This window comes from Bacteroidota bacterium, from assembly GCA_016722565.1.
Taxonomy (GTDB): Bacteria; Bacteroidota; Bacteroidia; order 2-12-FULL-35-15; family 2-12-FULL-35-15; genus 2-12-FULL-35-15.
The window spans coordinates 53,520-76,948 of record JADKIU010000001.1 but is presented as its reverse complement, the minus strand read 5'-3'; the positions used below and the strand labels follow the sequence as shown (position 1 = coordinate 76,948).

Annotated in this window: 17 protein-coding genes; 15 read left to right on the top strand and 2 right to left on the bottom strand. The window is 37.1% G+C overall.

Features of this window, described 5'->3' with window-relative positions:
• Window positions 1-7: 7 nt before the first annotated feature.
• From atpB to atpG, 6 genes are all read left to right on the top strand, one after another.
• A complete protein-coding gene (gene atpB, locus IPP64_00300; protein MBL0327874.1) occupies window positions 8-1,174 on the top strand; it encodes a F0F1 ATP synthase subunit A in 1,167 nt (388 codons plus the stop codon).
• Between the two features lie 86 nt (window positions 1,175-1,260).
• The gene (atpE, locus tag IPP64_00295) at window positions 1,261-1,518 is read left to right on the top strand and encodes an ATP synthase F0 subunit C (GenBank protein ID MBL0327873.1); all 258 of its coding nucleotides are present in this window, start codon (window positions 1,261-1,263) and stop codon (window positions 1,516-1,518) included.
• Window positions 1,519-1,628: 110 nt separating this feature from the next.
• Complete coding sequence (locus tag IPP64_00290) at window positions 1,629-2,123, top strand: F0F1 ATP synthase subunit B (protein MBL0327872.1); 495 nt, start codon at window positions 1,629-1,631, stop codon at window positions 2,121-2,123.
• Window positions 2,124-2,193: 70 nt separating this feature from the next.
• Entirely contained in the window at window positions 2,194-2,700 is a 507-nt protein-coding gene (atpH, locus tag IPP64_00285; GenBank protein MBL0327871.1) for an ATP synthase F1 subunit delta, read from the top strand.
• A 108-nt stretch (window positions 2,701-2,808) separates the two neighbouring features.
• Entirely contained in the window at window positions 2,809-4,386 is a 1,578-nt protein-coding gene (locus tag IPP64_00280; protein ID MBL0327870.1) for a F0F1 ATP synthase subunit alpha, read from the top strand.
• Between the two features lie 73 nt (window positions 4,387-4,459).
• Complete coding sequence (gene atpG, locus IPP64_00275; GenBank protein MBL0327869.1) at window positions 4,460-5,338, top strand: ATP synthase F1 subunit gamma; 879 nt, start codon at window positions 4,460-4,462, stop codon at window positions 5,336-5,338.
• A gap of 61 nt (window positions 5,339-5,399) precedes the next feature.
• Here atpG and IPP64_00270 read toward each other — a convergent pair whose 3' ends face one another.
• Window positions 5,400-5,993 (bottom strand): CvpA family protein, encoded by a 594-nt coding sequence (locus tag IPP64_00270; GenBank protein MBL0327868.1) that lies wholly within the window; start codon window positions 5,991-5,993, stop codon window positions 5,400-5,402.
• Window positions 5,994-6,155: 162 nt separating this feature from the next.
• On the opposite strand from IPP64_00270, the gene IPP64_00265 reads away from it, so the two are divergent.
• Window positions 6,156-9,167 (top strand): T9SS type A sorting domain-containing protein, encoded by a 3,012-nt coding sequence (locus IPP64_00265; protein MBL0327867.1) that lies wholly within the window; start codon window positions 6,156-6,158, stop codon window positions 9,165-9,167.
• A gap of 32 nt (window positions 9,168-9,199) precedes the next feature.
• On the opposite strand, the gene IPP64_00260 is transcribed toward IPP64_00265, so the two are convergent.
• The gene (locus IPP64_00260) at window positions 9,200-10,705 is read right to left on the bottom strand and encodes a hypothetical protein (protein MBL0327866.1); all 1,506 of its coding nucleotides are present in this window, start codon (window positions 10,703-10,705) and stop codon (window positions 9,200-9,202) included.
• Between the two features lie 267 nt (window positions 10,706-10,972).
• Between IPP64_00260 and IPP64_00255 the strand changes: the two genes are divergently transcribed.
• The 8 genes from IPP64_00255 to IPP64_00220 all read left to right on the top strand — a co-directional run bounded on the left by IPP64_00255 (window position 10,973) and on the right by IPP64_00220 (window position 23,426).
• Window positions 10,973-12,523 (top strand): T9SS type A sorting domain-containing protein, encoded by a 1,551-nt coding sequence (locus IPP64_00255; GenBank protein ID MBL0327865.1) that lies wholly within the window; start codon window positions 10,973-10,975, stop codon window positions 12,521-12,523.
• 595 nt (window positions 12,524-13,118) lie between these two features.
• Window positions 13,119-15,245, top strand: a complete 2,127-nt coding sequence (locus tag IPP64_00250) for a HEPN domain-containing protein (protein MBL0327864.1) — start codon at window positions 13,119-13,121, stop codon at window positions 15,243-15,245.
• Window positions 15,246-15,392: 147 nt separating this feature from the next.
• Window positions 15,393-16,169, top strand: coding sequence for a uroporphyrinogen-III C-methyltransferase (cobA, locus tag IPP64_00245; protein ID MBL0327863.1), 777 nt, complete (start codon window positions 15,393-15,395; stop codon window positions 16,167-16,169).
• Between the two features lie 332 nt (window positions 16,170-16,501).
• The gene (locus tag IPP64_00240; GenBank protein ID MBL0327862.1) at window positions 16,502-18,004 is read left to right on the top strand and encodes a TSUP family transporter; all 1,503 of its coding nucleotides are present in this window, start codon (window positions 16,502-16,504) and stop codon (window positions 18,002-18,004) included.
• Window positions 18,004-18,651, top strand: coding sequence for a phosphoadenylyl-sulfate reductase (locus tag IPP64_00235; GenBank protein ID MBL0327861.1), 648 nt, complete (start codon window positions 18,004-18,006; stop codon window positions 18,649-18,651). Before IPP64_00240 ends, IPP64_00235 begins: the two co-directional genes overlap by 1 nt.
• Before the next feature lie 99 nt (window positions 18,652-18,750).
• Complete coding sequence (locus IPP64_00230) at window positions 18,751-19,956, top strand: homoserine dehydrogenase (GenBank protein ID MBL0327860.1); 1,206 nt, start codon at window positions 18,751-18,753, stop codon at window positions 19,954-19,956.
• A 350-nt stretch (window positions 19,957-20,306) separates the two neighbouring features.
• A complete protein-coding gene (locus tag IPP64_00225; protein MBL0327859.1) occupies window positions 20,307-20,663 on the top strand; it encodes a GxxExxY protein in 357 nt (118 codons plus the stop codon).
• A gap of 252 nt (window positions 20,664-20,915) precedes the next feature.
• Complete coding sequence (locus IPP64_00220; protein MBL0327858.1) at window positions 20,916-23,426, top strand: TonB-dependent receptor; 2,511 nt, start codon at window positions 20,916-20,918, stop codon at window positions 23,424-23,426.
• The last annotated feature ends 3 nt before the right edge of the window (window positions 23,427-23,429 follow it).

The window sequence follows — 23,429 nt, the reverse complement described above, 5'->3', positions numbered from 1 at the left end:
TTAGGAAATGGCTAATAAAATCAATACATCCAAGCATTTTTTACTTATAACAGCAATGCTTTTTAGTTCGTTTGCATCATTTGCTTACGAACCAATCGATAAAGACCAGACGGTACATGCAGCTGCAACTGAAGCTCACCCTGCTGAATCGCATGAAAAAAGCACCTTTGATGCCGGGAAAATGATTTTAGAGCACGTTGCCGATTCACACGATTGGCATATGTGGGGCGAACACGAACACGCTGTCTCTATTCCGTTACCAATTATTATTTATTCAGACAAAGGGTTAGATATCTTTTCTTCTTCTAATTTTCACCACGGTCACGCTGCTTATCAAGGGAAATACAATTACCGCTTACACGAAGGAAGTGTTGTGGTATTTGACGAGTTAACCCAAAGCGTTGATAAAGATGCAACAGCAAAATTGACAGATTTGTCAATTACCAAAAATGTAGCATCGATGTTTGTTACCATGCTATTGATGTTATGGGTTTTTCTTTCGGTTGCAAAAGCTTACAAAAGAAATCCGGGCAAAGCACCAAAAGGATTACAATCGTTTATCGAGCCGTTGATTATGTTTGTGCGTGATGATGTTGCGAAACCAAGTATTGGTGAAAAACGTTATGAAAAATTTATGCCTTTCTTATTGACGGTTTTCTTTTTCATTATGTTCAGCAACTATTTAGGTTTGGTTCCTTTCTTCCCGGGAGGCGTTAACTTAACAGGAAGTATTTCCATTGCAATGGTATTGGCTGGATTTACATTATTGATCACCTTCTTTATTGCTAACAAACATTACTGGCGTCACGTATTTGCAATGCCGGGTGTTCCAATTCCGGTATTAATTATCCTTACTCCTATTGAAATTTTAGGTGTGTTTTTACGTCCGTTCGTATTGATGATCCGATTGTTCGCAAACATTACGGCTGGTCACATCATTGCATTGGCGTTCTTTAGTTTGATTTTCATTTTTGGTGAAATGAATGCCGGTTTAGGATTTGGCGTTTCGCTTTTCTCATTAGTATTTACAGTATTTATGGGCTTCTTAGAATTGTTAGTTGCCTTTTTACAAGCATACGTTTTCACTTTGTTGTCAGCGATTTATTTTGGTGCAGCCATTGATGAAGGACATGATGTTCACAATCATGTGGATGACCATGCGACTGCACATTAATTGATATTTATTCTGACTGGGTAGCTTTGCCGGCAGTCAGGATTTTAAAAACTTCCGGTAAGGCAAAAACATAAAATAATTACACAATGTTATCATCAGTATTATTACAAGAAGCTGCAACAGTAAGTACTACTTACGGAATTGCTGCTTTAGGCGCTGGAATGGCTGCAATTGGAGCAGGTCTTGGTATCGGTCGTATTGGCGGATCAGCACTTGAGTCAATCGCTCGTCAACCGGAAGCGATCAACGACATTCGTTCGAACATGATTCTTGCAGCGGCACTTGTTGAAGGTGCAGCGTTCTTTGCAATGGTTATCGGACTATTGGTAGTTTTGATCAAGTAAAGAAAATGAAAATTGTCTGCAGGGTTGCTGCAGACAATTTTTTTAAATTACAGAATAAAAAGGTTCCTCCGTGTTGGTAGGAATGATACTAAAATATAAAAACTAAAAAAATGGAATTAGTAAAACCCTCGATTGGCTTAATTTTTTGGATGGTGGTATCCTTTTCAATCATTCTTTTCTTATTAAGAAAGTTTGCTTGGAAACCAATTCTTGGAATGATTAAAGAGCGCGAGCTTTCAATAGAAAATGCATTGGCAGCAGCTGAAAATGCAAAAGCAGAAATGAAAGCATTGCAATCAAACAACGAGAAAATTTTAGCAGATGCACGTTCAGAACGCGATCAATTATTAAAAGATGCGCGCGAAATCAGAGAGAAAATGATTGCGGATGCAAAAGGAATTGCAGCAAAAGAAGGAGAACGTTTGTTAACCATTGCTCGTGAAAACATTCAAAACGAAAAGATGGCTGCCATCACTGAATTGAAAAATCAAGTGGCAACCTTATCGATTGAAATCGCAGAAAAGATTTTGAAATCAGAATTATCATCTGACGAAAAACAAAAAACGTTGGTAAATACTTTATTGAAGGACGTTAACTTAAATTAGTTGTTAGTTGCTTGTTGTTAGTTGATGGAACACTAACAACCAACAACCAATAACCAACAACGATAAAAACATGCAAGGAACAAGAGTAGCATCGCGATACGCAAAATCATTCATCGACTTAACGATGGAACAAGGCGTATTTGAGCAAGCGTATGGTGATATGAAAACAATCAGTGATTTGTGTCATTCTAATCACGATTTTGTAGTATTCCTAAAAAGCCCAATTGTTAAAACGGATAAAAAACAAGCTGTTTTAAAGGAAATATTTGCCGGCAAACTAAATAAAGTTACCGATACCTACATTCAATTAATTACTGCTAAAAAAAGAGAGATCTATTTGGCAGAGATTGCAAATGAATTTGTGAATCAATACAAAGAGAAGAAGAAAATTCTTACTGCAGTTGTTACAACAGCAAATGGAATTGATGATGCAACACGCAAAAAAGTAATGGAAATTGTGAAAGGTGTGAGCTCGAGTGAAGTGGTATTGGAAGAAAAAATTGATCAAAATTTAATTGGTGGATTTATTATCCGCGTAGGCGACAAGCAAGTGGATGCAAGTATTGCGAAAAAATAAACAGCCTTAAACGCACATTTAAAGAAAACCCATTTATAAAAGAATTTTAAGTACGGATGATTATCTGTACCAACAACAAACAAGTAATAACAAACAACCAATAATAAAATGGCAGAAGTAAAACCGGCAGAAGTATCTGCAATCTTAAGACAACAATTATCAGGATTTAAATCCGAGCAAGAATTAGAAGAAGTTGGTACCGTGTTGCAAGTAGGTGATGGTATCGCTCGTATTTATGGACTTTCAAAAGTTCAGTCCGGTGAGTTAATTGAATTCGCTAGCGGATTAAAAGGAATTGTATTGAACCTTGAAGAAGACAACGTTGGTGCGGTTGTACTTGGTTCATCAAATGATATTAAAGAAGGTGATGTTGTAAAACGTACCGGTAAAATTGCTTCATTACAAGTTGGTGAAGGAATGTTAGGCCGCGTTGTTGATACAATGGGTCACCCAATTGATGGTAAAGGACCAATTACCGGTAAATTATATGAAATGCCATTGGAGCGTAAAGCACCGGGTGTTATCTACCGTCAACCGGTTACTGAGCCATTACAAACAGGATTGAAAGCGATTGATGCGATGATTCCTATCGGTCGTGGACAACGTGAGTTAATCATTGGTGACCGTCAAACAGGTAAAACTGCGGTTGCAATTGATACCATCATCAATCAAAAAGAGTTTTATGAAGCAGGAAATCCTGTATTCTGTATTTATGTGGCAATCGGACAAAAAGGTTCGACTGTAGCAAACATTCAGCGTGTATTAGAAGAGAATGGTGCAATGGCGTATACTGTAATTGTAGCAGCAACAGCATCAGATCCTGCTCCAATGCAATTCTACGCTCCTTTCGCAGGTGCAGCAATTGGTGAGTTCTTCCGCGATTCCGGAAAACCTGCATTAATTGTTTATGATGATTTATCAAAACAAGCAGTTGCTTACCGTGAGGTTTCTTTGTTATTACGTAGACCTCCGGGACGTGAGGCGTATCCTGGTGACGTGTTCTACTTACATAGCCGTTTATTAGAGCGTGCTGCGAAAATCAACTCGAATGATGAGATTGCAAAAAACATGAACGATTTGCCGGATTCTATTAAGGATATCGTTAAAGGTGGTGGATCATTAACTGCTTTACCAATTATTGAAACACAAGCAGGTGACGTTTCTGCATACATTCCAACAAACGTAATTTCGATTACCGATGGACAGATTTTCTTGGAGTTGAACTTGTTCAACGCTGGTGTTCGTCCGGCTATCAACGTAGGTATTTCTGTATCACGTGTAGGTGGTAACGCTCAAATTAAATCCATGAAAAAAGTGGCTGGTACCTTGAAGTTGGATCAAGCGCAATACCGTGAGTTAGAGGCGTTCTCTAAATTCGGTTCCGACTTAGATGCTGCTACAAAATCAGTATTGGATAAAGGTGCACGTAACGTGGAAATTTTGAAACAAGCACAGTTTTCTCCGGCACGTGTAGAACAACAAATTGCAATTATTTACTGTGGAACAAAAGGTTTATTGCGTAACGTTCCTGTAAATAAAGTAAAAGAATTCGAAGCAGAATACATCGCATTCTTAGAAGCAAAACACAAAAATATCTTGAACGATTTAAAAGCAGGAAAATTCACTGACGAAATCACAAACGTGTTGGAAGCAGTAGCAAAAGATTTATCTGCAAACTATAAATAAGAATTGAGATTATAGATTTGAGAGGTGAGACTTTTGTCTCCTATCTCAAATCTCTTTTCTAACATCTAATAAAATGGCAAATTTAAAAGAGGTTCGTAACCGAATAGTATCTGTAAGTTCAACGCAACAAATCACAAGCGCTATGAAAATGGTGAGTGCGGCTAAGTTGCGTAGAGCACAAGATGCAATCACACAAATGCGCCCATATGCAAGTAAGTTGAAGGAAATTCTGGAAAACTTAAGCGCAAGTTTGGATAGCTCGGATGGAGCATATTCAAAACAACGTCCGATAAAAAATGTATTGTTGGTTGTGATTACTTCTAACCGTGGGTTGTGCGGTGGATTTAATGCAAACGTGTTGAAAGCAGCAATGAAATTGGCACGCGAAGATTACAAAGGAAACAATGTAAGTGTATTGTGTATCGGTAAAAAGGCGGCAGATTATTTTAAAAAGACAGATTACGGAATCATTGGTTCGGACATGCCTCGTGGCTTAAACGAATTGTTTGATGAATTAACATTTGTAAATGTTGCTCCGGTTGCAGAAAAAATTATGCAAGTATTTGTTGACGGACAATTTGATAAAGTAGAATTAATCTACAATCAATTTAAAAACGCAGCAGTACAAATCCCTACAACAGAACAATATCTGCCGGTTCAAGCACCAGCTGCATCCGATAATAAAAAAGTTGGAGAGTATATTTTTGAACCAAGTAAAGAATTTATCGTTGCAGATTTAATTCCTCGCTCTTTAAAAACACAATTGTTTAAAGCATTATTAGATTCACATGCGGCTGAACATGGTGCACGTATGACATCAATGCACAAAGCAACTGATAACGCAGGAGCATTGATTAAAGAATTGAAATTAACATACAACAAAGCACGTCAAGCAGCCATCACAAACGAAATCTTAGAGATTGTTGGTGGAGCAGAAGCGTTGGCTGGATAACCGGTATTAATTATCAGGTATCAAGTATTAAGACTTACAGAGATGTAAGTCTTTTTTATTTTTATTCTTTCAATTTCAATTTCACATCCACTTTTGTTGTATCTAACAAACTGGAAGGATCCACTTCAATTTCTACTTTCACATCTTCCGCTTTCGGCATCATTGCAGCAACTTTGCTTTTATTCAATGCTGGAATCAACGTAGGTGCTATCTTCCCAACAGGACGATAGAGTAATGATTCTTCCTTTGTTGTAAATGAAATCATGGGATAACTTTCTTCCACAGCATCAATCATAAAAATAACCACACTCATCATCAACGCAAATTTCAAGGCACCAAATACAGCACCGCCAATCTTATTGACCGCACTTAGTGCAACACCATCCACCATTTTTTGAATCATTTTTGCGACTAAAAAAACAAAAGCAATAATCACTAAAAAAGTAAGCGCAAACGCAATGATGGGTAAATAGGGAGATTTCCAGTCGAAGCCTTCCGACATTTTTTGAGCAATGTAATCAGAGAATGTAATTCCACCCCAAACTCCTAAGCTGAATGCAACCAAGGTGGCAGCTTCAATCACAAGTCCCTTCGTAAAACCTTTGTAGAGGCCCCAAACAAGCGGAATACAAAGTAAGATATCGATGTAATTCATAAAAATGATTTTTAAAAGATGACCAGAGCAAATTTTGAATGCAACTAAAATCAAAATTTAAACATCTCTATGCAAAGAAAGCGTGAAACACTTTTTGAAAACCCCATAAAGGGTAAAACTTATTAAACAAACATTGTTCAATTACTCTCAAATACTATCCAAATGAAAAAATTTACACTTTCCTGCTTACTTGTTTTTTCAAGTGTAGTAGCAGCCTTTGCAACTGGTCACGTTGCCACAGCTATCGGAACAAATCCTACTTGTAATGGCTCATGCGATGGTTCTGCTGTTGCAATGGCTTCCGGTGGTATTGGTCCTTATGGGTATACCTGGACAGGTCCTGCGAGTTATACAGCAACGGGGGCAAATATTTCAGGGTTATGTGCAGGAACGTACATTGTTACAGCCATTGATAGCAGTGATATGAGTACAGCATTTTATACATTAAATTTAACAGAACCGGCAGCGGTAGTTGTTTCAGTGAATTCCACAACAACCTGTTTGGGTACAGGACCAGTTACGCTATTGGCTACCGGAGCAACAACCTATGTATGGAGCACCGGTGCAACAACAAATCCGATTATTGTTACGCCTGCAACAACAACCTCTTATACCGTAACAGGAACAACTGCCGGATGTACAGCAACTGCGGTTGCAACAGTTACTGTGAATACACCTCCTGTTGTAACATTATTTCCACTTCCCGATGCCTGTGGAACATGCAGTGGATCGATTACAACATCCGCAGCAGGGGCAGTTACGTATTCATGGATTGGACCGGGTTATGTTGGTACAACGATGAATGCCTTTGGATTATGTCCCGGAACTTATACGTTAACAGCAACGGGACTTGGAGGGTGTTCAACCACAGCAACAGCAACAGTAATACCATTGCCACTTGCAGTGGCTACAGTATCAACTACGCCAGCTTCTTGCGGTGCATGTGATGGAACAGCAACGATTGCAGTAACAGGAGGAGTGCCTCCCTATACTTTCTCGTGGTCGATTGGTGCAACAACCTCAACAATAACAGGGTTGTGCCCTGGCACCTATACGGTTGCCGTAACAGATGGAAACGGATGTACTTCTACCGCTTTGGGCACAGTTGCAAGTACGTCATCTATCACAGCAATAACAAGTACAACACCAACCGGTTGCGGTGTGTGTAATGGTAGCGCAAACGTAACGGCAACAGGTGGAACAGGAGGTTATACCTACGATTGGGCACCAGGAGCACCAACAGGAGATGGAACAACAGGTATTTCAAATTTATGTTTAGGAGGTTATACCGTTACAGTAACAGATGGTGCAGGATGCTCTTCAACGGCAGTAGCAACCATAACAAATACAACACCTGTTGTTGCAACGGCAGTAGCAACCCCTTCTGCTTGTGGAGTATGTAATGGTACGGTGAGTGTATTCGAATCAGGTGGTACTGCCCCATATGTATATGATTTAACAGGATTTCCTCAACAAACCAACGGTAACTTTTCAGGTGTTTGTCCGGGTACCTATATAGCAACCGTTACCGATGTGAATGGTTGTATTGGAATCTATACGATTGTTGTAAATTCGGTGAATTCAACAAGCTTTGCGGTTACCAGTGTTCCTCAAAACGAAACCGGATCAGGCTTAAGCAATGGGTTTATTGACTTAACCGTTTCGGGTTCCGCTCCTCCATATACCTTTTTGTGGAGCAATGGTGCAACAACAGAAGATATTTATTCATTATCAGGAGGAATGTACAGCGTTACAATTACTGATAATAATGGTGAATGCGCCATGTATACATTTTTAATTTCAACGATTCCGGCTTACGGATTTATTACTGGGTATGTATACAACGACATCAATACCAACTGTCTTTTTGATGCAGGAGATAGTCCTATCGCTGGATATTATGTTACAGTTACCAGCGGAACATCAACATATTATGGGTATACCAATGCTTCAGGATATTATTCTGTTTGGGTACCCAATGGAAGTTATACAGTTACACCAACAACGCTGACGGATTTGGAAGCAGCTTGCACAGCTTCTTATCCCGTAACGGTTACTTCAGGAAGCACGAGTTTAAACAATAATTTTGCATATACGTTGCCTCCTATTTACGATGTTTGTATCACGACCTATAGTACAGGAATTGTTCCCGGATTTAATGGAGCCTATTACACAACTCTTCATAACTATGGAACCCAAACAGCAATTGGAGTGGCTTATCTTGTGTTGCCAAGTATCTTAAACTATGTGACTTCATCACCTCTGGCCAGCAGTGTTTCTGGAGACACCATTTTTTGGAATTATACAATCAATCCGTTTACTGCGCAATTCTTTTCTGTTACTTTTTATACCCCTCCAACTACTCCGCTGGGGACAGTAACAATGGCCCATGTGAATGCCACTGTTACCAATGGAACAGATATTAATCCCGGATGTAATAACTATGTGTATACACGCTTTGTAACCGGTTCATTCGATCCGAATGCAAAAACGGTTTCTCCATCGGGCTATGGCGCAACAGGGAATATCGGGTTAACGGAAACAGAATTTACCTATTTGGTTCAATTCCAAAATACGGGTTCTGGTCCTGCAGTAAACATCAATGTGACAGACACCATTTCTTCGATGTTGGATTTGTTGAGCTTTGAAATGCTTGAAGCAAGCCATTCTTATGTTGTTGAATTTTTACCGGGCAATGTTATTCGTTGGAAATTCGATAACATCATGTTGCCGGATAGTACCAGCAATGAACCAGGAAGTCATGGACATGTTTTATTCAGAATGTCGAAAGCAGCAGCGCCAGCATATGGTGAGGTCATCGAAAATAAAGTATTTATTTACTTCGACTTTAATGCACCTGTGATTACGAATACAGCAATCAATACGTATGCAATGCCGATGTCTATTGAAGGACAAACAAGTGAAAATGGTAACATTACGGTTTATCCAAATCCGTTTACAGACAATGCCACGTTTGTTATTGAATCGGAAAAGGTGAATGAATTGTATTCATTTGAGTTAACAGACATATTGGGTAAAAAAGTGAAAGTGATGAGTGGAATTTCTCAAAAACAATTTGAAATTTCAAGAGCGGATTTACAAAACGGAATCTATTTCTATAAGATATACACTTCTGAAAGTATTATTGGTATTGGGAAAGTAGTGATTAAGTAAACTTATTTCAAACAGATTGCTTCAACCGGTAGTTAGTTCTCTACTGGTTGAAGCAATTTTATTTTATCATTTACCCAACTTGAAAAATCAAAATTGTCTAGCAAATTTTTTTCTAGATTGTCTGAAAAAATTTCATCAAAGGCAGCACTTAATTTCACCAACTGTTGCAATTCCTTTTGTTTGCCAACATCTTCTAGTTTCCGCATTGTAGCCAACAGAGCTGTTTCTGCACGGTATAATTTTTTCGTGGATTTTAAATAGCGAGTTGTATTTATAATGGCAAATGGAAGTGCCTCCCAATCTTTTGAATCATAATAAATAATAATTTGTAGCATTCGCGCACAACAATAAATGTCTGAACGCACCTCTTTGTTTGGATTGTTGAGTAGCTTATTTACCCAACGTAACGATTCTTTGTACTTTTTGTTTGCGTGCAATAAACGTGCAAAAGCAAAGCTGAATTGTAGTTCGTGAACCGGACTAACATGTTTTTCTAATCGCTCTAATTCGCTTTGTATTTGAGGGATTAAGGCGATTCCTTTTGTATAGTCATCAGACTTTATATATACATCCAATTCTAAGGATGAGGTGATGGTGAATAGTTTTGTTTGCCAATCGATGCTATTTTTTATGTGGAATGTTTTGGTAGATGCGCGCAATTTTTCAATTGCAACCAGGGCTTCATCGTATTGTTTAATTTTTGTTAGTCCAATTGCTAAGTTGTTCATCGAGATTAAATAAAAGAGTGGTTTCTTTTGTATTTGATGTGGATTCGCTTCCAAAAGAGAAACTACTTTTTGTTGATACCCAATTGCTATTTCAATCTCACTTTTTAACGTTCGATAAGCCCCATGTAGTTGATAAAAGCTTAGTTTAGAGCGAAAGGTAGTGGCCTTTGCTTCGGATTGCAACAGGGACGAAAGAGCAATTTTGTCGATGTCTCGCATTTGTTCTTTATCGCGATACATTCCTTCTGAGCGTAAATTGAAAAACAGATCGCTGGAAATTTTTTTGTATTCAATCGTGTTTTTATGAGCATTCAAACTATTTAATTCATTTTGATATAGTGTTATATGGTCGGGGAATGATTTGTTATCCGCCATTACCTGACGGAGTTCGCCATACCAATTATAAACTTCCAACAAAACAAAATGATTTTCATATTTCAATGCCGTTTTTTCTATTTGATTTAATGTGCTTCTGCACTGCTGATACAAGCCTTTTCGATATAAAATTTCTACATCGTTCAATTGGTTTTTTATTTCAATTTCGATACTGCTTTCGGAATGGTAATTACGTAAACACTTTAGAATTGCGTGGTACAGATAGTTTTCAGCTACATGAATTTGATTTAAAACGGCTTCTCCTTTAAATTCTTTTTTAATAAACGCTTCATTGTAAGTCCGCATGCGCTCGTAACAATCAAAGAGACGTGTAGAATTACTGTCCTCTCTGAATTCAGTGGATAGTTTGATATAGCGCTTCTCCGATCCGGAAAGTGATTTTATTAAACCAATGATAGATTGTTTTGAAATCATAAATTATTGAAAAGCAATTGATTGTGTAAAAATACTATAATTTAGATAACTACAATCTGATTAATCTAAAATATGTGTTTTTTACATTGTTTTATGCCATAATATATGTCAATTTATGAATATATATTTATTATTAAAATATTGAGATATAATAATATAGCTGTTTTATAGTCGTAAATAGAAACCTACAAATAAAAAATTAAACAATTGCTTCAATTGTGAGCAGCCATTTTCTTTGCTTTATCAAACCAACAAATCCAATTAAAAATGAAAGCAAGAAAAGTTTTATTAATCATCTTTATGTTGATTTTTCTAATCATTGCAATTACAGAAAGCTCAAATGCACAATGCAATTGTGAAATTGCCTTACCTCCCGGTCCCGGTGCAGTTGTTACGCTATCTCCAGCGGTGAGTATTGCAACAATTAATTCAACCATTGCAGCCGCAACGGGTCCAACAACAATTTATTTGGCAGATGGAACGTATAACATTCCAGCAGGAACGTATATCCTTGTTTCCAAGCCTGATATTACCATTCGTTCCTTATCAGGGAACAGAGACATGGTGATTATTAACGGTACCGGAATGCAATCGCAGAGCGGGGATTATCATGGAATACAAATAGCAAGAGGCAATTGTACCATTGCGGATATCACGATTAAGGACATTGATTGTCACCCGATACAAATCAATTTCAACACCACGTTTGATATCGACAATGTACTGATTCATAATGTACATATTGTGGATGGCGGACAACAGCTTATAAAAGTGAATGTAAGTGGAACAGGTATGTTTAGTGATAATGGTGTAATTCAATGTTCGTTGTTGGAATACACAACTTCCTTGCCAACAGGTTATTGGTATACCAACGGAATTGATTTGCAAGGGGGCAGCAATTGGGAGATTCGCGACAATACCATCAGAAGAATTAAAGCATCAATGGATCAATATACATCAGGCTTTTCTGCTGGTCCGGCTATTTTATGTTTTAAGCAAGCATCAAATACATTGGTTGAACGCAATACCATTTTAGATTGTGATGAAGGAATCTTTTTTGGAAATTGGGGAGATGTTGGGCCGTCCCATTCGGGAGGAATTATTAGAAACAATTTTATCCGAGGGGATAACTACACACGAGCAGGAATAGGTGTTTCCCGTTCTCCCAATGCCTTGATTATAAACAATACCATTTATTCTCCCGGCTCAAATGCGTATCAAAGTCAGTCGTTAACATCTATAGAAATTACGGGTTCAGAAGCAACGGGCTGTGTTATTCAAAACAACATGATGGATGAATACATGAATATTACAGGAGCTGCTCCAACGCCATTACAGATTACCAACATTGTCTCTTCAGGTGCTGCACATTATGTTAATCCAGGTGCAGTGCATCCGTTGTTTCCTGATTTGCATTTGATTTCCAGCTCTTCGGCAATAAATGCAGGAACCGCTCATATTAATAGGACTGATGATTACGACTGTCAAACACCTACAGCAGCAGTTGATATAGGAGCAGACGAATTTAGTATCACAACCAACATTAACAACAATTCAAATACAATAGCCATGAACATATTTCCAAATCCAACAACGGATGAGTTGAACATCACCTATTCATTAAATCAATCTCAAAATGTTTTGATAGAACTATTAAATGTTTTAGGTGAGAAAATTGTTCTGTTAAATCAAAAACAATATGCAGGAGAACGCACATTTAATCTGCATATGAACGAACTATCATTAAATGACGGAGTATATTTTGTGCGCATTTCTGTGGAAGGGAATACCTATGTTCGCAAAATTGTAAAGCAGTAAATGCTTCTCGGCTCCTTCCGGAGTGACTTACAGAATGTCATTTCAGGGGGAGTCGAGAAATGGAGCTTTAAACGGACTGAAATATTGCCTCCGAAAAGCCTGTTAATAGTATGAAAATCAAAATAATTAAAAATAAATTTGGAAGATTAAAAATTTGCGTCATATATTTGCAGCGCAATAAGAAACAATGAACAACAACTTTACATATACGTTAACTACTTCAAACAGCTCAATGATGTGCTGTATGATGTGTGCGTAATTATGGAAAGCCTGTTGTAACAACATATATTTTAAATCACATTTAAAAGGCTTTCCAGAAACGGGAAGCCTTTTTTGCATTCTCCCTCTCCTTTGGAGAGGGTTGGGGTGAGGTAAACAAACAAAACAAAAAACAAAATGACAATTTTAAACTTTATACTATTAACATTAAACTTATTTACAATGTGTATGTGTTGTATGATGTATCTGCGAATGCGGAAGGCAACCATATTGCATTATTGTAAAAGATAAAAAACGATAAAGCAAAATTTGAAAGCCCTTCCGCAGCAATGCAGAAGGGCTTTTGATTTATACACATTTAGACAAAATAAAAAACATGCAAAGCTTTCAAACAGAAATAGAAAATCTCCCGAACAAATCGGGACAGGCTCTGGTAGAAAAGGATATAATTGAACTTGAACAAAAAATTCACGCCTTCCGAAATGGAACATTGAACGAAGAAAAATTTCGCTCTCTTCGCTTGGCGCGAGGTGTTTACGGTCAACGTCAGCAAGGTGTTCAGATGATTCGAATTAAATTGCCATTTGGTAAGGTAACCGGGAAACAATTGTTACGCATTGCGGATATATCAGATGAATATTCAAATGGTAATCTACATTTAACTACGCGTCAGGATGTGCAAATTCATTTTGTGAGTTTAGACAAAACTCCCGAATTGTGGGCAAAACTCGAGCAAGACGATATCACCTTGCGGGAAGCCTGCGGGAATACTGTCCGCAATATCACTGCATCTGCGGTTGCGGGCATCGATCCGAAAGAACCATTTGATGTTTCTCCGTATGCTCAGGAAATGTTTAAATACTTTTTGAGAAAACCATTCGGACAAGAGTTGGGCAGAAAATTAAAGTTCGCTTTTTCATCGAACGATGAAGATACTGCTTACACTTTTATGCACGATTTAGGATTTATTCCAAAAGTGAAAATCATAGACGGGAAAATCACCAGAGGCTTTAAAGTGCTTGTTGGCGGAGGATTAGGAGCGCAACCCTTTTTAGCGAAAACAGCATTTGAATTTTTAGAAGAAGATCAAATCATTCCGTTTACGGAAGCATTGGTGCGCGTTTTCGATAGACATGGTGAACGCGCAAGTCGTCATAAAGCAAGAATTAAATATTTGGTGAATAAAATTGGAATTGAAGAGGTGTTGCGATTGGTGGCGGAAGAGCGTTTGGCATTGGGTTATTCAACATTTCCCATTAATTACGATGCAGTGCCGGTGAAACAAAACACGTCAGCCGCATCTTTCACGACATTTAAAATAAGTGATAATAAAAAATATCAAGATTGGTTAGTTAGTAATGTATTTGAGCAAAAGCAGCAAGGCTTCTATGGTGTGAACATTAAAATTCAGTTAGGTAATATCAGTTCACACACCGCACGTGAGTTAGTTAGTTTAGTTAATACCTATGCAGCAGACGACATACGCGTAACGGTAAATCAAGGTTTGTTGTTGAAATTTGTTTTAAAAGAAGCCTTGCCCGCTTTGTTCAAAGCATTGGATAAATTAGGATTAGCCGATCCAGGATTTGATAGCGTTGGCGATATTACTGCTTGTCCGGGTACCGACACCTGCAACTTGGGAATATCCAGCAGCACTGGAATCACCAAAGAGTTGGAAAGAGTGGTGAAGGAAGAGTTTCCGGAACTATTGTTTAACAACGATATCAAAATAAAAATCAGTGGTTGTATGAATTCGTGTGGGCAACACAGCTTGGCGCAAATTGGATTTCATGGAAGCTCATTTAAAAATGGAACCGCTGTTGTTCCGGCATTGCAACTGGTTTTGGGTGGTGGAATTGTTGGAAACGGAGAAGGGCGAATTTCAGAGAAAATCATTAAAGTGCCCAGCAAACGTGGCCCAGCAGTGCTAAGAACCCTTTTGAATGACTTTGAAAAAAACGCTGTAGAAGGTGAATACTTTAATAATTACTATGATAAACAAGGGAAAGATTATTTCTATCAATTGTTAAAACCACATGCTGATAATAGCACCTTGTTGCCGGAGGAATACCTGGATTGGGGACATACGGAAGAATTCAAAACCGAGATTGGAGTGGGAGAATGTGCCGGAGTGATGATTGATTTGGTGGCGACCTTGATTTTTGAAGCAGAAGAAAAGTTGGATTGGGCAGAAAGCGCATTGAATGAAGAGTTGTATGCCGATAGTATTTATCACAGTTATGCAAGTATTATTAGCGGAGCCAAAGCATTGTTGTTAGATAAAAGTTTAAAAACAAATACACAAAACGATATTATCAATGATTTTGATAAACATTTTGTGGATACCAACGAAATCAATATAAATGGCAGTTTCAGAACCTTTGTTTTACAGATTAACCAAAATGAGCCCACAAAGCAGTTTGCAGAGACGTATTTAAAAAACGCAAAAGAGTTTATTAAACAAGCAAGTGCATTGAGAGAACAAAATAGAATAGCATTATGAAAAAAGAATTTAAACATCATATAAAGCATGGGAGTTGTTGGTACGATAACTTTTTTAAGATCAGTACACGACAAATTCAGAACAGACAAATAATCACAAAATCCTCCAATGCAAAAACGCTAGAGGGTGAAAAAAAACAAAAAGAAAATGAACTCACATAACAATAAAATCCCACAATTAACATTGGTAGGCGCAGGTCCTGGAGATGTTGACTTAATTACTGTTAAAGGCGTTGAAGCCATTGGCTCCGCTGATGTAATATTATACGATGCATTGGTGAACCCCGAATTATTAAAATATGCGCCTATTGGAACCTTGAAAATATTTGTTGGAAAACGAAATAACAATCATGCTTACACACAAGAACAAATCAATGCATTGATTATTGATTTAGCTTTTACACATGGACATGTGGTTCGATTAAAGGGAGGCGACTCATTTGTATTTGGAAGAGGATATGAAGAGTTGGCACATGCAAAACTATTTAACATTGAAACAGCAGTAATCCCGGGAATCTCCAGCTCCATTGCTGTTCCTGAACTACAGGGAATTCCTGTGACCAACAGAGGAACAAGTGAAAGCTTTTGGGTAATCACCGGTACAAAGAGCAATGGACAACTTTCGGAGGATATAAAGTTGGCTGCGAAGTCGACAGCAACAGTCGTGATTTTAATGGGCTTAAGCAAACTCAAAGAAATAGCGGATGTGTTTATCAAAGAAGGGAAAAGTGATACGGCTATTGCATTGATTCAGAATGGGTCTTTGCCAAGTGAGAACATCGCTTTAGGAACCATCGAAACGATTGTAGAAATAGCGAAAGAGGAAAAAATAGGAGCACCGGCAATTATCGTCATAGGTGATGTTGTAAAACTTCATGAGGCGTTCCCCGTAAGTTTAACGGATTGGAAATATTTATTGAACTAGATGTAAAAGGGGTGATCAGAATTGAATTTCTTCCGGAATTGGATACAAGCACAATGATTTGCTCAATATTTCAATTTCGTACATGAAAGATTTTATTCAAAAATCACAATTAGACGCTTTTGAGAGCAATAATGTGTTGGTTATCAACATTAACCATAATTTTGATTTCAGGGAAAAAGCCAATAAAAACATGAATTAAAAGACTTTTAAATGGTATAAAAACAATAAATTAAGTGTTAAAACAATAGTTAAACAATAGTTAAGTGTAAAATTGAATAGAAATTAACATTGTTTCAACAGGAAATTGACAAAAAGACTATTTTCGTAATCCAATGAGTAAAAACGCATCCACCAATCATTTATTTCCTGTTTTCTTCAAATTAGAACAACTACATGTTTTGATTGTGGGTGGCGGTGCCATTGGTTTGGAAAAAATTTCTGCTGTTTTAAATAATAGTCCGCAAGCCAAAGTAACCCTTGTGGCCAAAACCATCCTTCCGGAAATAAAAGCATTTCAGGAACAATCGACTCAATTGATTTTAATCGAGCGCGCTTTTGAAGTAAATGATTTGGACGGAAAAGATTTAGTGATAGCCGCTACGGGCGACAGAGCCATCAGTGTGCAGATTCGCGAAGAAGCAACCAAGCGCAAACTATTGATCAATGTCGCAGATACGCCTGATTTATGTGATTTCTACTTGGGCTCCATTGTACAAAAAGGCGATTTAAAAATTGCTATTTCTACCAATGGAAAGTCACCAACACTGGCCAAACGATTGAAAGAAGTTTTTAATGAAGCACTTCCGGATGAAACACAACAAAGCATTGATAACCTCAATAAATTTCGGAATCAGTTAAAAGGCGATTTTGCGCATAAAGTAAAGCAACTCAATGAAGCCACTGCAATTTTAATTGATCAAAAAGATGTTCAAAAAAAACAGTTTAATAAACGCATTTTGTTCGTTACGCTGTATGCGCTATCGGTCATTGCCTTAATGCTTGTTGGCCATTTGTTTTTTACCCTTGTCCCGTTAACCACTATTGGCACTTACTTTTCGGATGTCGCTTCCAGTGTCGACTCCTCTATTCTACTTTATATCTTAGGAGGATTTGTTGCTCAAATGATTGATGGAGCATTAGGAATGGCTTATGGAGTTAGTGTCACTACTTTTTTATTAAGCCTTGGCATTCCCGCAATTACGCCAGCTGTGGCTAGTGCAAGTATGCATGCATCTGAAGTTTTTTCAACCGGAACATCCTCATTAGTGTATATGAGATACAAAAATGTAAACAATAAATTATTTAGAACATTGTTAATCCCTGGAGCATTGGGTGCTATTGCTGGTGCATTCGCCATTTCGTATATCAGTAAAGACAATATCAGTTATGTTAAACCATTCGTATCTATTTATACATTGGTTTTAGGAGTACTTATTGTGCGTAAGGCACTGAATTTACATATTAAAACACGAAAGAAAATAAAACGTATTAAGCCGGTTGCTTTGATTGGGGGCTTCTTAGACTCTGTAGGAGGAGGAGGGTGGGGCCCGATTGTTACTACAACTCTCATTGCTGGTGGAAGAAATTTTAAATATGCAATTGGATCGTCTCATGTTGCTAAATTTTTTGTTGCACTGATTAGTACTGTAACTTTTATTTCAATTATCGGGTTAAGTCATTGGCAAATTATCTTCGGTTTGGTTATCGGAAGCATGATTGCTGCACCAATCTCTATTTATGTGTCTACAAAAATTTCAAATAAATGGGGATTGATTTTGGTTGGAATGCTTGTAATAATTGTTAGCTTTAAAACACTAATCTTTTCATTCTTTTAATGGACATCGAAGCATTAAATAAAAAGTACATTTTACTTTCTCCGGAAGAGCGGATTCGAGAGCTATACAACGATTTTGGTAAAGTGTTGTTCACTTCTTCGTTTGGAACCACGGCTGCTTTTTTATTGCATCTGTTTCATAAAGTACGTCCCGCAGAAACGGTTTACTTTTTAGATACCACGTATCATTTCAATGAAACAATAGAATATAAAGAAGCTCTTACAACACTGTTGAACTTGAAGTTGATTGATGTAAAACCGGAAGAGTGGAAGAATAAATTTACACAACAAGATAAAACGTGGAACTCTGATCCCGACTTGTGTTGCTCGATTAATAAAGTGGAACCCATTGATAAAATAAAAGAAAATTTTGAGGTTTGGGTTTCCGGTTTAATGGCCTCACAAAATGTACACCGACAAAATTTAAAAGTGTTTGAACAGAAAGACGACATCATTAAATTTTTTCCGTTGATTGATCAAAATGAAGCCATTGCAAAAGAATACATTCTTAAGCACAAATTACCGGAGCACCCGTTGCTTTCGCAAGGATATAGCTCTGTGGGTTGTTTTCATTGTACGGTAGCCGGTAAAGGAAGAAGCGGCAGATGGGTGAATAAGTCGAAAACGGAATGCGGACTGCATCTGTAAAACGAATCAATTACTAAGAAACAGATTAATTTAGATTGAGTAGCAACAAGTCGTGAGGTATTTTCGCAACGAAAAATTAAAATAGAACGGATTAAAATTATGGGAAACAAGAATATTACAATTGGATTATTTGGCTTTGGCTGTGTTGGACAAGGATTGTACGATGTATTAAATCATTCGCAAGGATTAAAAGCAACCATCGAAAAGATTTGTGTGAAAGACAAAAACAAAAAGCGAAAGATTGATGCTGCTTTTTTTACGTATGATCGCGAAGAAATTTTAAAAAGAAATAATTTAAATGTGATTGTAGAGCTGATTGACAATGCAGACGAAGCATTCGCGATTGTGAAAGATGCGATGAACAACGGTGTAAGTGTGGTAACGGCCAATAAAAAAATGTTGGCAGAAAATTTCAAAGAACTGTATCAACTGCAAGAGAAAAACAATGTTGCTTTAATTTATGAAGGATCTGCAGGCGGAAGCATTCCAATTATCCGGAATCTGGAAGAGTACTACGACAATGAGCTTTTGAGCAGCGTGAAAGGAATCTTAAACGGTACATGTAACTATATTCTTACGCGTATGGAGTTGGAGAATAAAGATTACGCGGAGGTGTTGAAAGATGCTCAGGTAAATGGTTTTGCGGAAAGCGACCCATGGTTAGATGTTGCGGGATTTGATACCAAATTCAAAACATTATTATTAACTGTGCACGCCTTCGGGATTGTTTTAAAACCGGATGATATCTTTAATACCGGAATTCAGAATGTGAGTTATGATGATATTTTATACGCTAAACAAAGAGGTTTGCGTATTAAAATGTTGGGTGTATCTCAAAAAGTAGGAGATAAATTCAGAGCGTATTCATTGCCACATTTTGTAGACAGAGAAAGTGAATTGTACAATGTATTGTATGAGTACAATGCTGTTGAGGTGGAAGGCGCATTTTCATGTAAACAAACATTTGTTGGGAAAGGTGCCGGAAGTCACCCAACCGGAAGTGCTGTGTTATCCGATATTTCGGCATTAACATACGATTATAAGTATGCTTACAAAAAGCTGAAAAAAGCCTTAGATGGCAACAATAAAATTGAAGACGGAATCAAACAAATGGAATTTGATTTTCCAATTAAACTATATATCCGTTTTCAAAATAGAAAAGAGTTGAAAGACTTGGAAATACTATCTATTGAGGAAGAATACAAATCGGCACATACCAACTACATTATTGCGAGTGTCAACTTTAACTCGTTGTTTAATATCTTTAATAAACGCGATAATAAGTTGTTTATCTGCGCGATTTAGTAGTAGTGTTTTTATTGCCACAGATGCACAGATTATTCGTTTAAAGGAAAAAGAAGGATTTTAATAATAGCCAAGGCTATTATATGGATTTCAACTACATTATTGCGAGTGTCAACTTTAACTCGTTGTTTAATATCTTTAATAAACGCGATAATAAGTTGTTTATCTGCGCGATTTAGTAGTAGTGTTTTTATTGCCACAGATGCACAGATTATTCGTTTAAAGGAAAAAGAAGGATTTTAATAATAGCCAAGGCTATTATATAGATTGAGAGACGTAATTTAAATTTAAAAAGGATGATTATTTGGGAAGAACCGGAAATTATTTACAATACAAAAGATAATTTCCCGATGAAAGAAGAAACGTTTGAAATTATTGGTTTATGCATGGAGGTACATCGCGGTTTGGGAAAAGGCTTGCTTGAGGTAGCATACAAAGATGCTCTTGAACATGAACTAAAATTAAATCAAATAAATTTTGAACGTGAAAAGAAGTATGAAATCGAATACAAAGGGATTATACTTCCTCATTATTTTGTTGCAGATTTTGTGATTAATAATATAATCGTAGAAATAAAAGCTCAAAATGGAATTTCCCCTGATCAACAAGCTCAAATAATTAACTATCTAGCAATATCAAAAAGCAAAGTCGGACTGTTAATTAATTTTGGCGAAGCCTCTTTAAAATTTAAACGTTATGTTTTATAATCTGATCAATTCAAAAACCGAAAATAAATCTGTGCATCTGTGGCAAAAGTCTTAATCTGATTATATTCAAAAAATTAAAAAATCTTTGCATCTGTGGCAAAAATCCGAGATTCCATTAATTCAAAAAATCGCTTTAATTCTAGAATCTTAGCCAAAAAGCGATTAATCTTGGCGTTTAGTGTCGAAATTTAAACCTTTTTAACAGTAGCTAGTCGAAAACACAATTTTGCAAAAACTAAAATTCGTATTTTAGTGAACGAAACAATTGTGTCCCCAGTGTATATTAAAAAACTACTCTTTATCAGTTACCTGATTTTCATTTCTGGATTTGTTACTGCTCAAAACCGGCCAAATGCTGATGGATCAACCCCTCCGGCTATTGGAAAAATCAAAGGCAGCGTAGCAGACAATAAAACCAAAGCACCGGTTGAATTTGCGACCATTGCCCTTTATAAACTGAAAGATTCATCCTTGGTAACAGGTGTGATTGCCGGCTCAAAAGGTGATTTTCAACTTTCGGAGGTTCCATTCGGACGCTATTTCATGAAAATTAATTTTATTGGTTACAAACAACTGGTAATCGATTCCATTGCAATTCGCCCCAAACAAACGGAAGTAAATCTCGGTGAAATCAAATTAAAAAGTAATACGGAACAATTGGGTGAAGTGGAAGTAAGTACTGAAAAGAGTACACTTCAATTGGGAATCGACAGAAAAGTATTTAATGTAGAAAAAAGCATTGTTAGTGAAGGCGGCTCCGCTTCTGACGTTTTGCAAAGTATTCCCAGTGTGTCTGTGGACATTGATGGAAACATCAGTATGCGAGGGAGTGGAAATGTGACCGTTTTAATTGATGGAAAACCTTCCGGAATCACCGGTTCCAGTCGTGCGGCCATCTTACAACAAATTCCTGCAAGCAGTATTGAAAGTATTGAATTGATTACCAACCCTTCTGCAAAATACGACCCCGATGGAATGTCCGGAATCATCAACATCATTACAAAGAAGAATAAATTGAATGGATTTAATGGTTCCGTTACAGTTGGTGCCGGAACGGGCGACAAATACAATGCTGCTGCAACCTTGAGTTATCGAAACTCAAAGGTGAATGTGTATGCGAATTATGGATTTCGTTCCAATAACAGAACAGGCAGTGGCTCCACCTTACGTCAAAACTTTTTAACAGACACCACCTTTTTTCTTCGTCAGAACTCTACATCTCTCAATAAGAACATCTCACATAATATAAAAGCTGGAGTTGATTTTTACTTAAATGATAAAAATACAATAGGTGTTTCTGTATTATACAATTTAGGTGATGAAGCGAGCAACGAAACGGTAAATTATTTTGAGGCGGACAACAACGATATCACATCGGCAAGTTATAGCAGGGATATTGTTACCGGTGACATTCCTACCAATACGGATTACAATTTGAATTATCGTAAAACGTTTGCAAAACCGAAGCAGGAGTTTATTGTTGATGTAACCTATTCGGATGCTGCAGGAAAAAGAAACGAAAATTATTTGGAACGGAATTATACCTTGAAGTATGAGCCGAAGAATACAACTCCATTTAAACAGGAAACAAAAACAATTTCATCAAACACGATTCTTTCAGCGCAAGCAGATTATGTTCAACCGCTCAAGAATCAAATGAAATGGGAGCTGGGCGCTAAATCAACATTGAGAAATATTGGGAGTGATTTTACGTCTAATTTGTTTGATTATACTTTATCCGAATTTACGTTGGATACAAATTTGAGTAATAATTTCTTGTATACAGAAGATATTTATGCTGCTTATTCCACATTCTCAGGTGCAATTAAAAATTTCGGTTACCAAATTGGATTGCGCGCAGAGCAGGCGAATACCAGTTCTAAATTATTAACGACCGAAGAAAAATTTGTAAATAATTATTTTAATTTATTTCCTTCTTTACACCTTTCACAAAAATTAAAGAAAGAACAAGAGCTACAAATCAGCTATAGCAGAAGAATAAACAGACCTAACGTCAGAAATTTAAATCCGTTTAAAGACAATTCCGATCCCTACAATGTTCGTTATGGAAATCCGTATTTAAAACCGGAATACATAAACTCGTATGAGTTGAGTTACATGAAATATTTTCCAAAAGGAGTGCTTACCACAACTGCATATTTTCGTCAAACCGATGGTGTAATTCAACGCTATAAAACCATTTCAGACAGCACCATTTCAGAAATTACCTTTATCAACTTAGATAAATCACAATCCTACGGTTTGGAAGTGATTATTAAATCGGATATTACTAAATGGTGGAATGTTACGTTTAGTGCGAATGGTTTTCAAACAAAAATTGATGGTGGAGCACAAGCTGATTTACAAAATGAGAATCTTAGTTACATTATCAAATTCTTGTCAAATATGCGTGTTTGGAAGAATATGGATATCCAATTTACTGCAAATTACAATGGCCCAACAGCTACATTGCAAGGGGAAGTGAAATCTATTTTTTCGATGGATTTAGGATTGAAAAAAGAACTTTTTAAAAATGCAACTTTGAGTTTGAATATTACTGATTTAACCGATGCGCGTAAAATGCAGATTATCGGAGCCAATGATCCTGCTTTCTATCAGGAAATGAATCGTAAACGAGAATCACGTGTGGCAACGCTTACATTTAGTTACCGTTTTGGTAAAATGTCCGAAACCAGAAAGTCGCGCCCCGACAGACAAAACAACGGTGGATTTGAAGGTGGTGGTGGAGACATGGGCATGTAATTT

Excerpts from the sequence above, each read along its gene's own strand:
- atpH (MBL0327871.1), top strand. The coding sequence starts at position 2,194 with ATGCAAGGAACAAGAGTAGCATCGCGATACGCAAAATCATTCATCGAC.
- IPP64_00225 (MBL0327859.1), top strand. The coding sequence starts at position 20,307 with ATGAAAGAAGAAACGTTTGAAATTATTGGTTTATGCATGGAGGTACAT.
- IPP64_00240 (MBL0327862.1), top strand. The coding sequence starts at position 16,502 with ATGAGTAAAAACGCATCCACCAATCATTTATTTCCTGTTTTCTTCAAA.
- IPP64_00290 (MBL0327872.1), top strand. The coding sequence starts at position 1,629 with ATGGAATTAGTAAAACCCTCGATTGGCTTAATTTTTTGGATGGTGGTA.
- atpE (MBL0327873.1), top strand. The coding sequence starts at position 1,261 with ATGTTATCATCAGTATTATTACAAGAAGCTGCAACAGTAAGTACTACT.
- IPP64_00230 (MBL0327860.1), top strand. The coding sequence starts at position 18,751 with ATGGGAAACAAGAATATTACAATTGGATTATTTGGCTTTGGCTGTGTT.
- IPP64_00255 (MBL0327865.1), top strand. The coding sequence starts at position 10,973 with ATGAAAGCAAGAAAAGTTTTATTAATCATCTTTATGTTGATTTTTCTA.
- IPP64_00265 (MBL0327867.1), top strand. The coding sequence starts at position 6,156 with ATGAAAAAATTTACACTTTCCTGCTTACTTGTTTTTTCAAGTGTAGTA.
- IPP64_00250 (MBL0327864.1), top strand. The coding sequence starts at position 13,119 with ATGCAAAGCTTTCAAACAGAAATAGAAAATCTCCCGAACAAATCGGGA.
- atpB (MBL0327874.1), top strand. The coding sequence starts at position 8 with ATGGCTAATAAAATCAATACATCCAAGCATTTTTTACTTATAACAGCA.
- IPP64_00235 (MBL0327861.1), top strand. The coding sequence starts at position 18,004 with ATGGACATCGAAGCATTAAATAAAAAGTACATTTTACTTTCTCCGGAA.
- IPP64_00270 (MBL0327868.1), bottom strand. The coding sequence starts at position 5,993 with ATGAATTACATCGATATCTTACTTTGTATTCCGCTTGTTTGGGGCCTC.
- cobA (MBL0327863.1), top strand. The coding sequence starts at position 15,393 with ATGAACTCACATAACAATAAAATCCCACAATTAACATTGGTAGGCGCA.
- IPP64_00280 (MBL0327870.1), top strand. The coding sequence starts at position 2,809 with ATGGCAGAAGTAAAACCGGCAGAAGTATCTGCAATCTTAAGACAACAA.
- atpG (MBL0327869.1), top strand. The coding sequence starts at position 4,460 with ATGGCAAATTTAAAAGAGGTTCGTAACCGAATAGTATCTGTAAGTTCA.
- IPP64_00260 (MBL0327866.1), bottom strand. The coding sequence starts at position 10,705 with ATGATTTCAAAACAATCTATCATTGGTTTAATAAAATCACTTTCCGGA.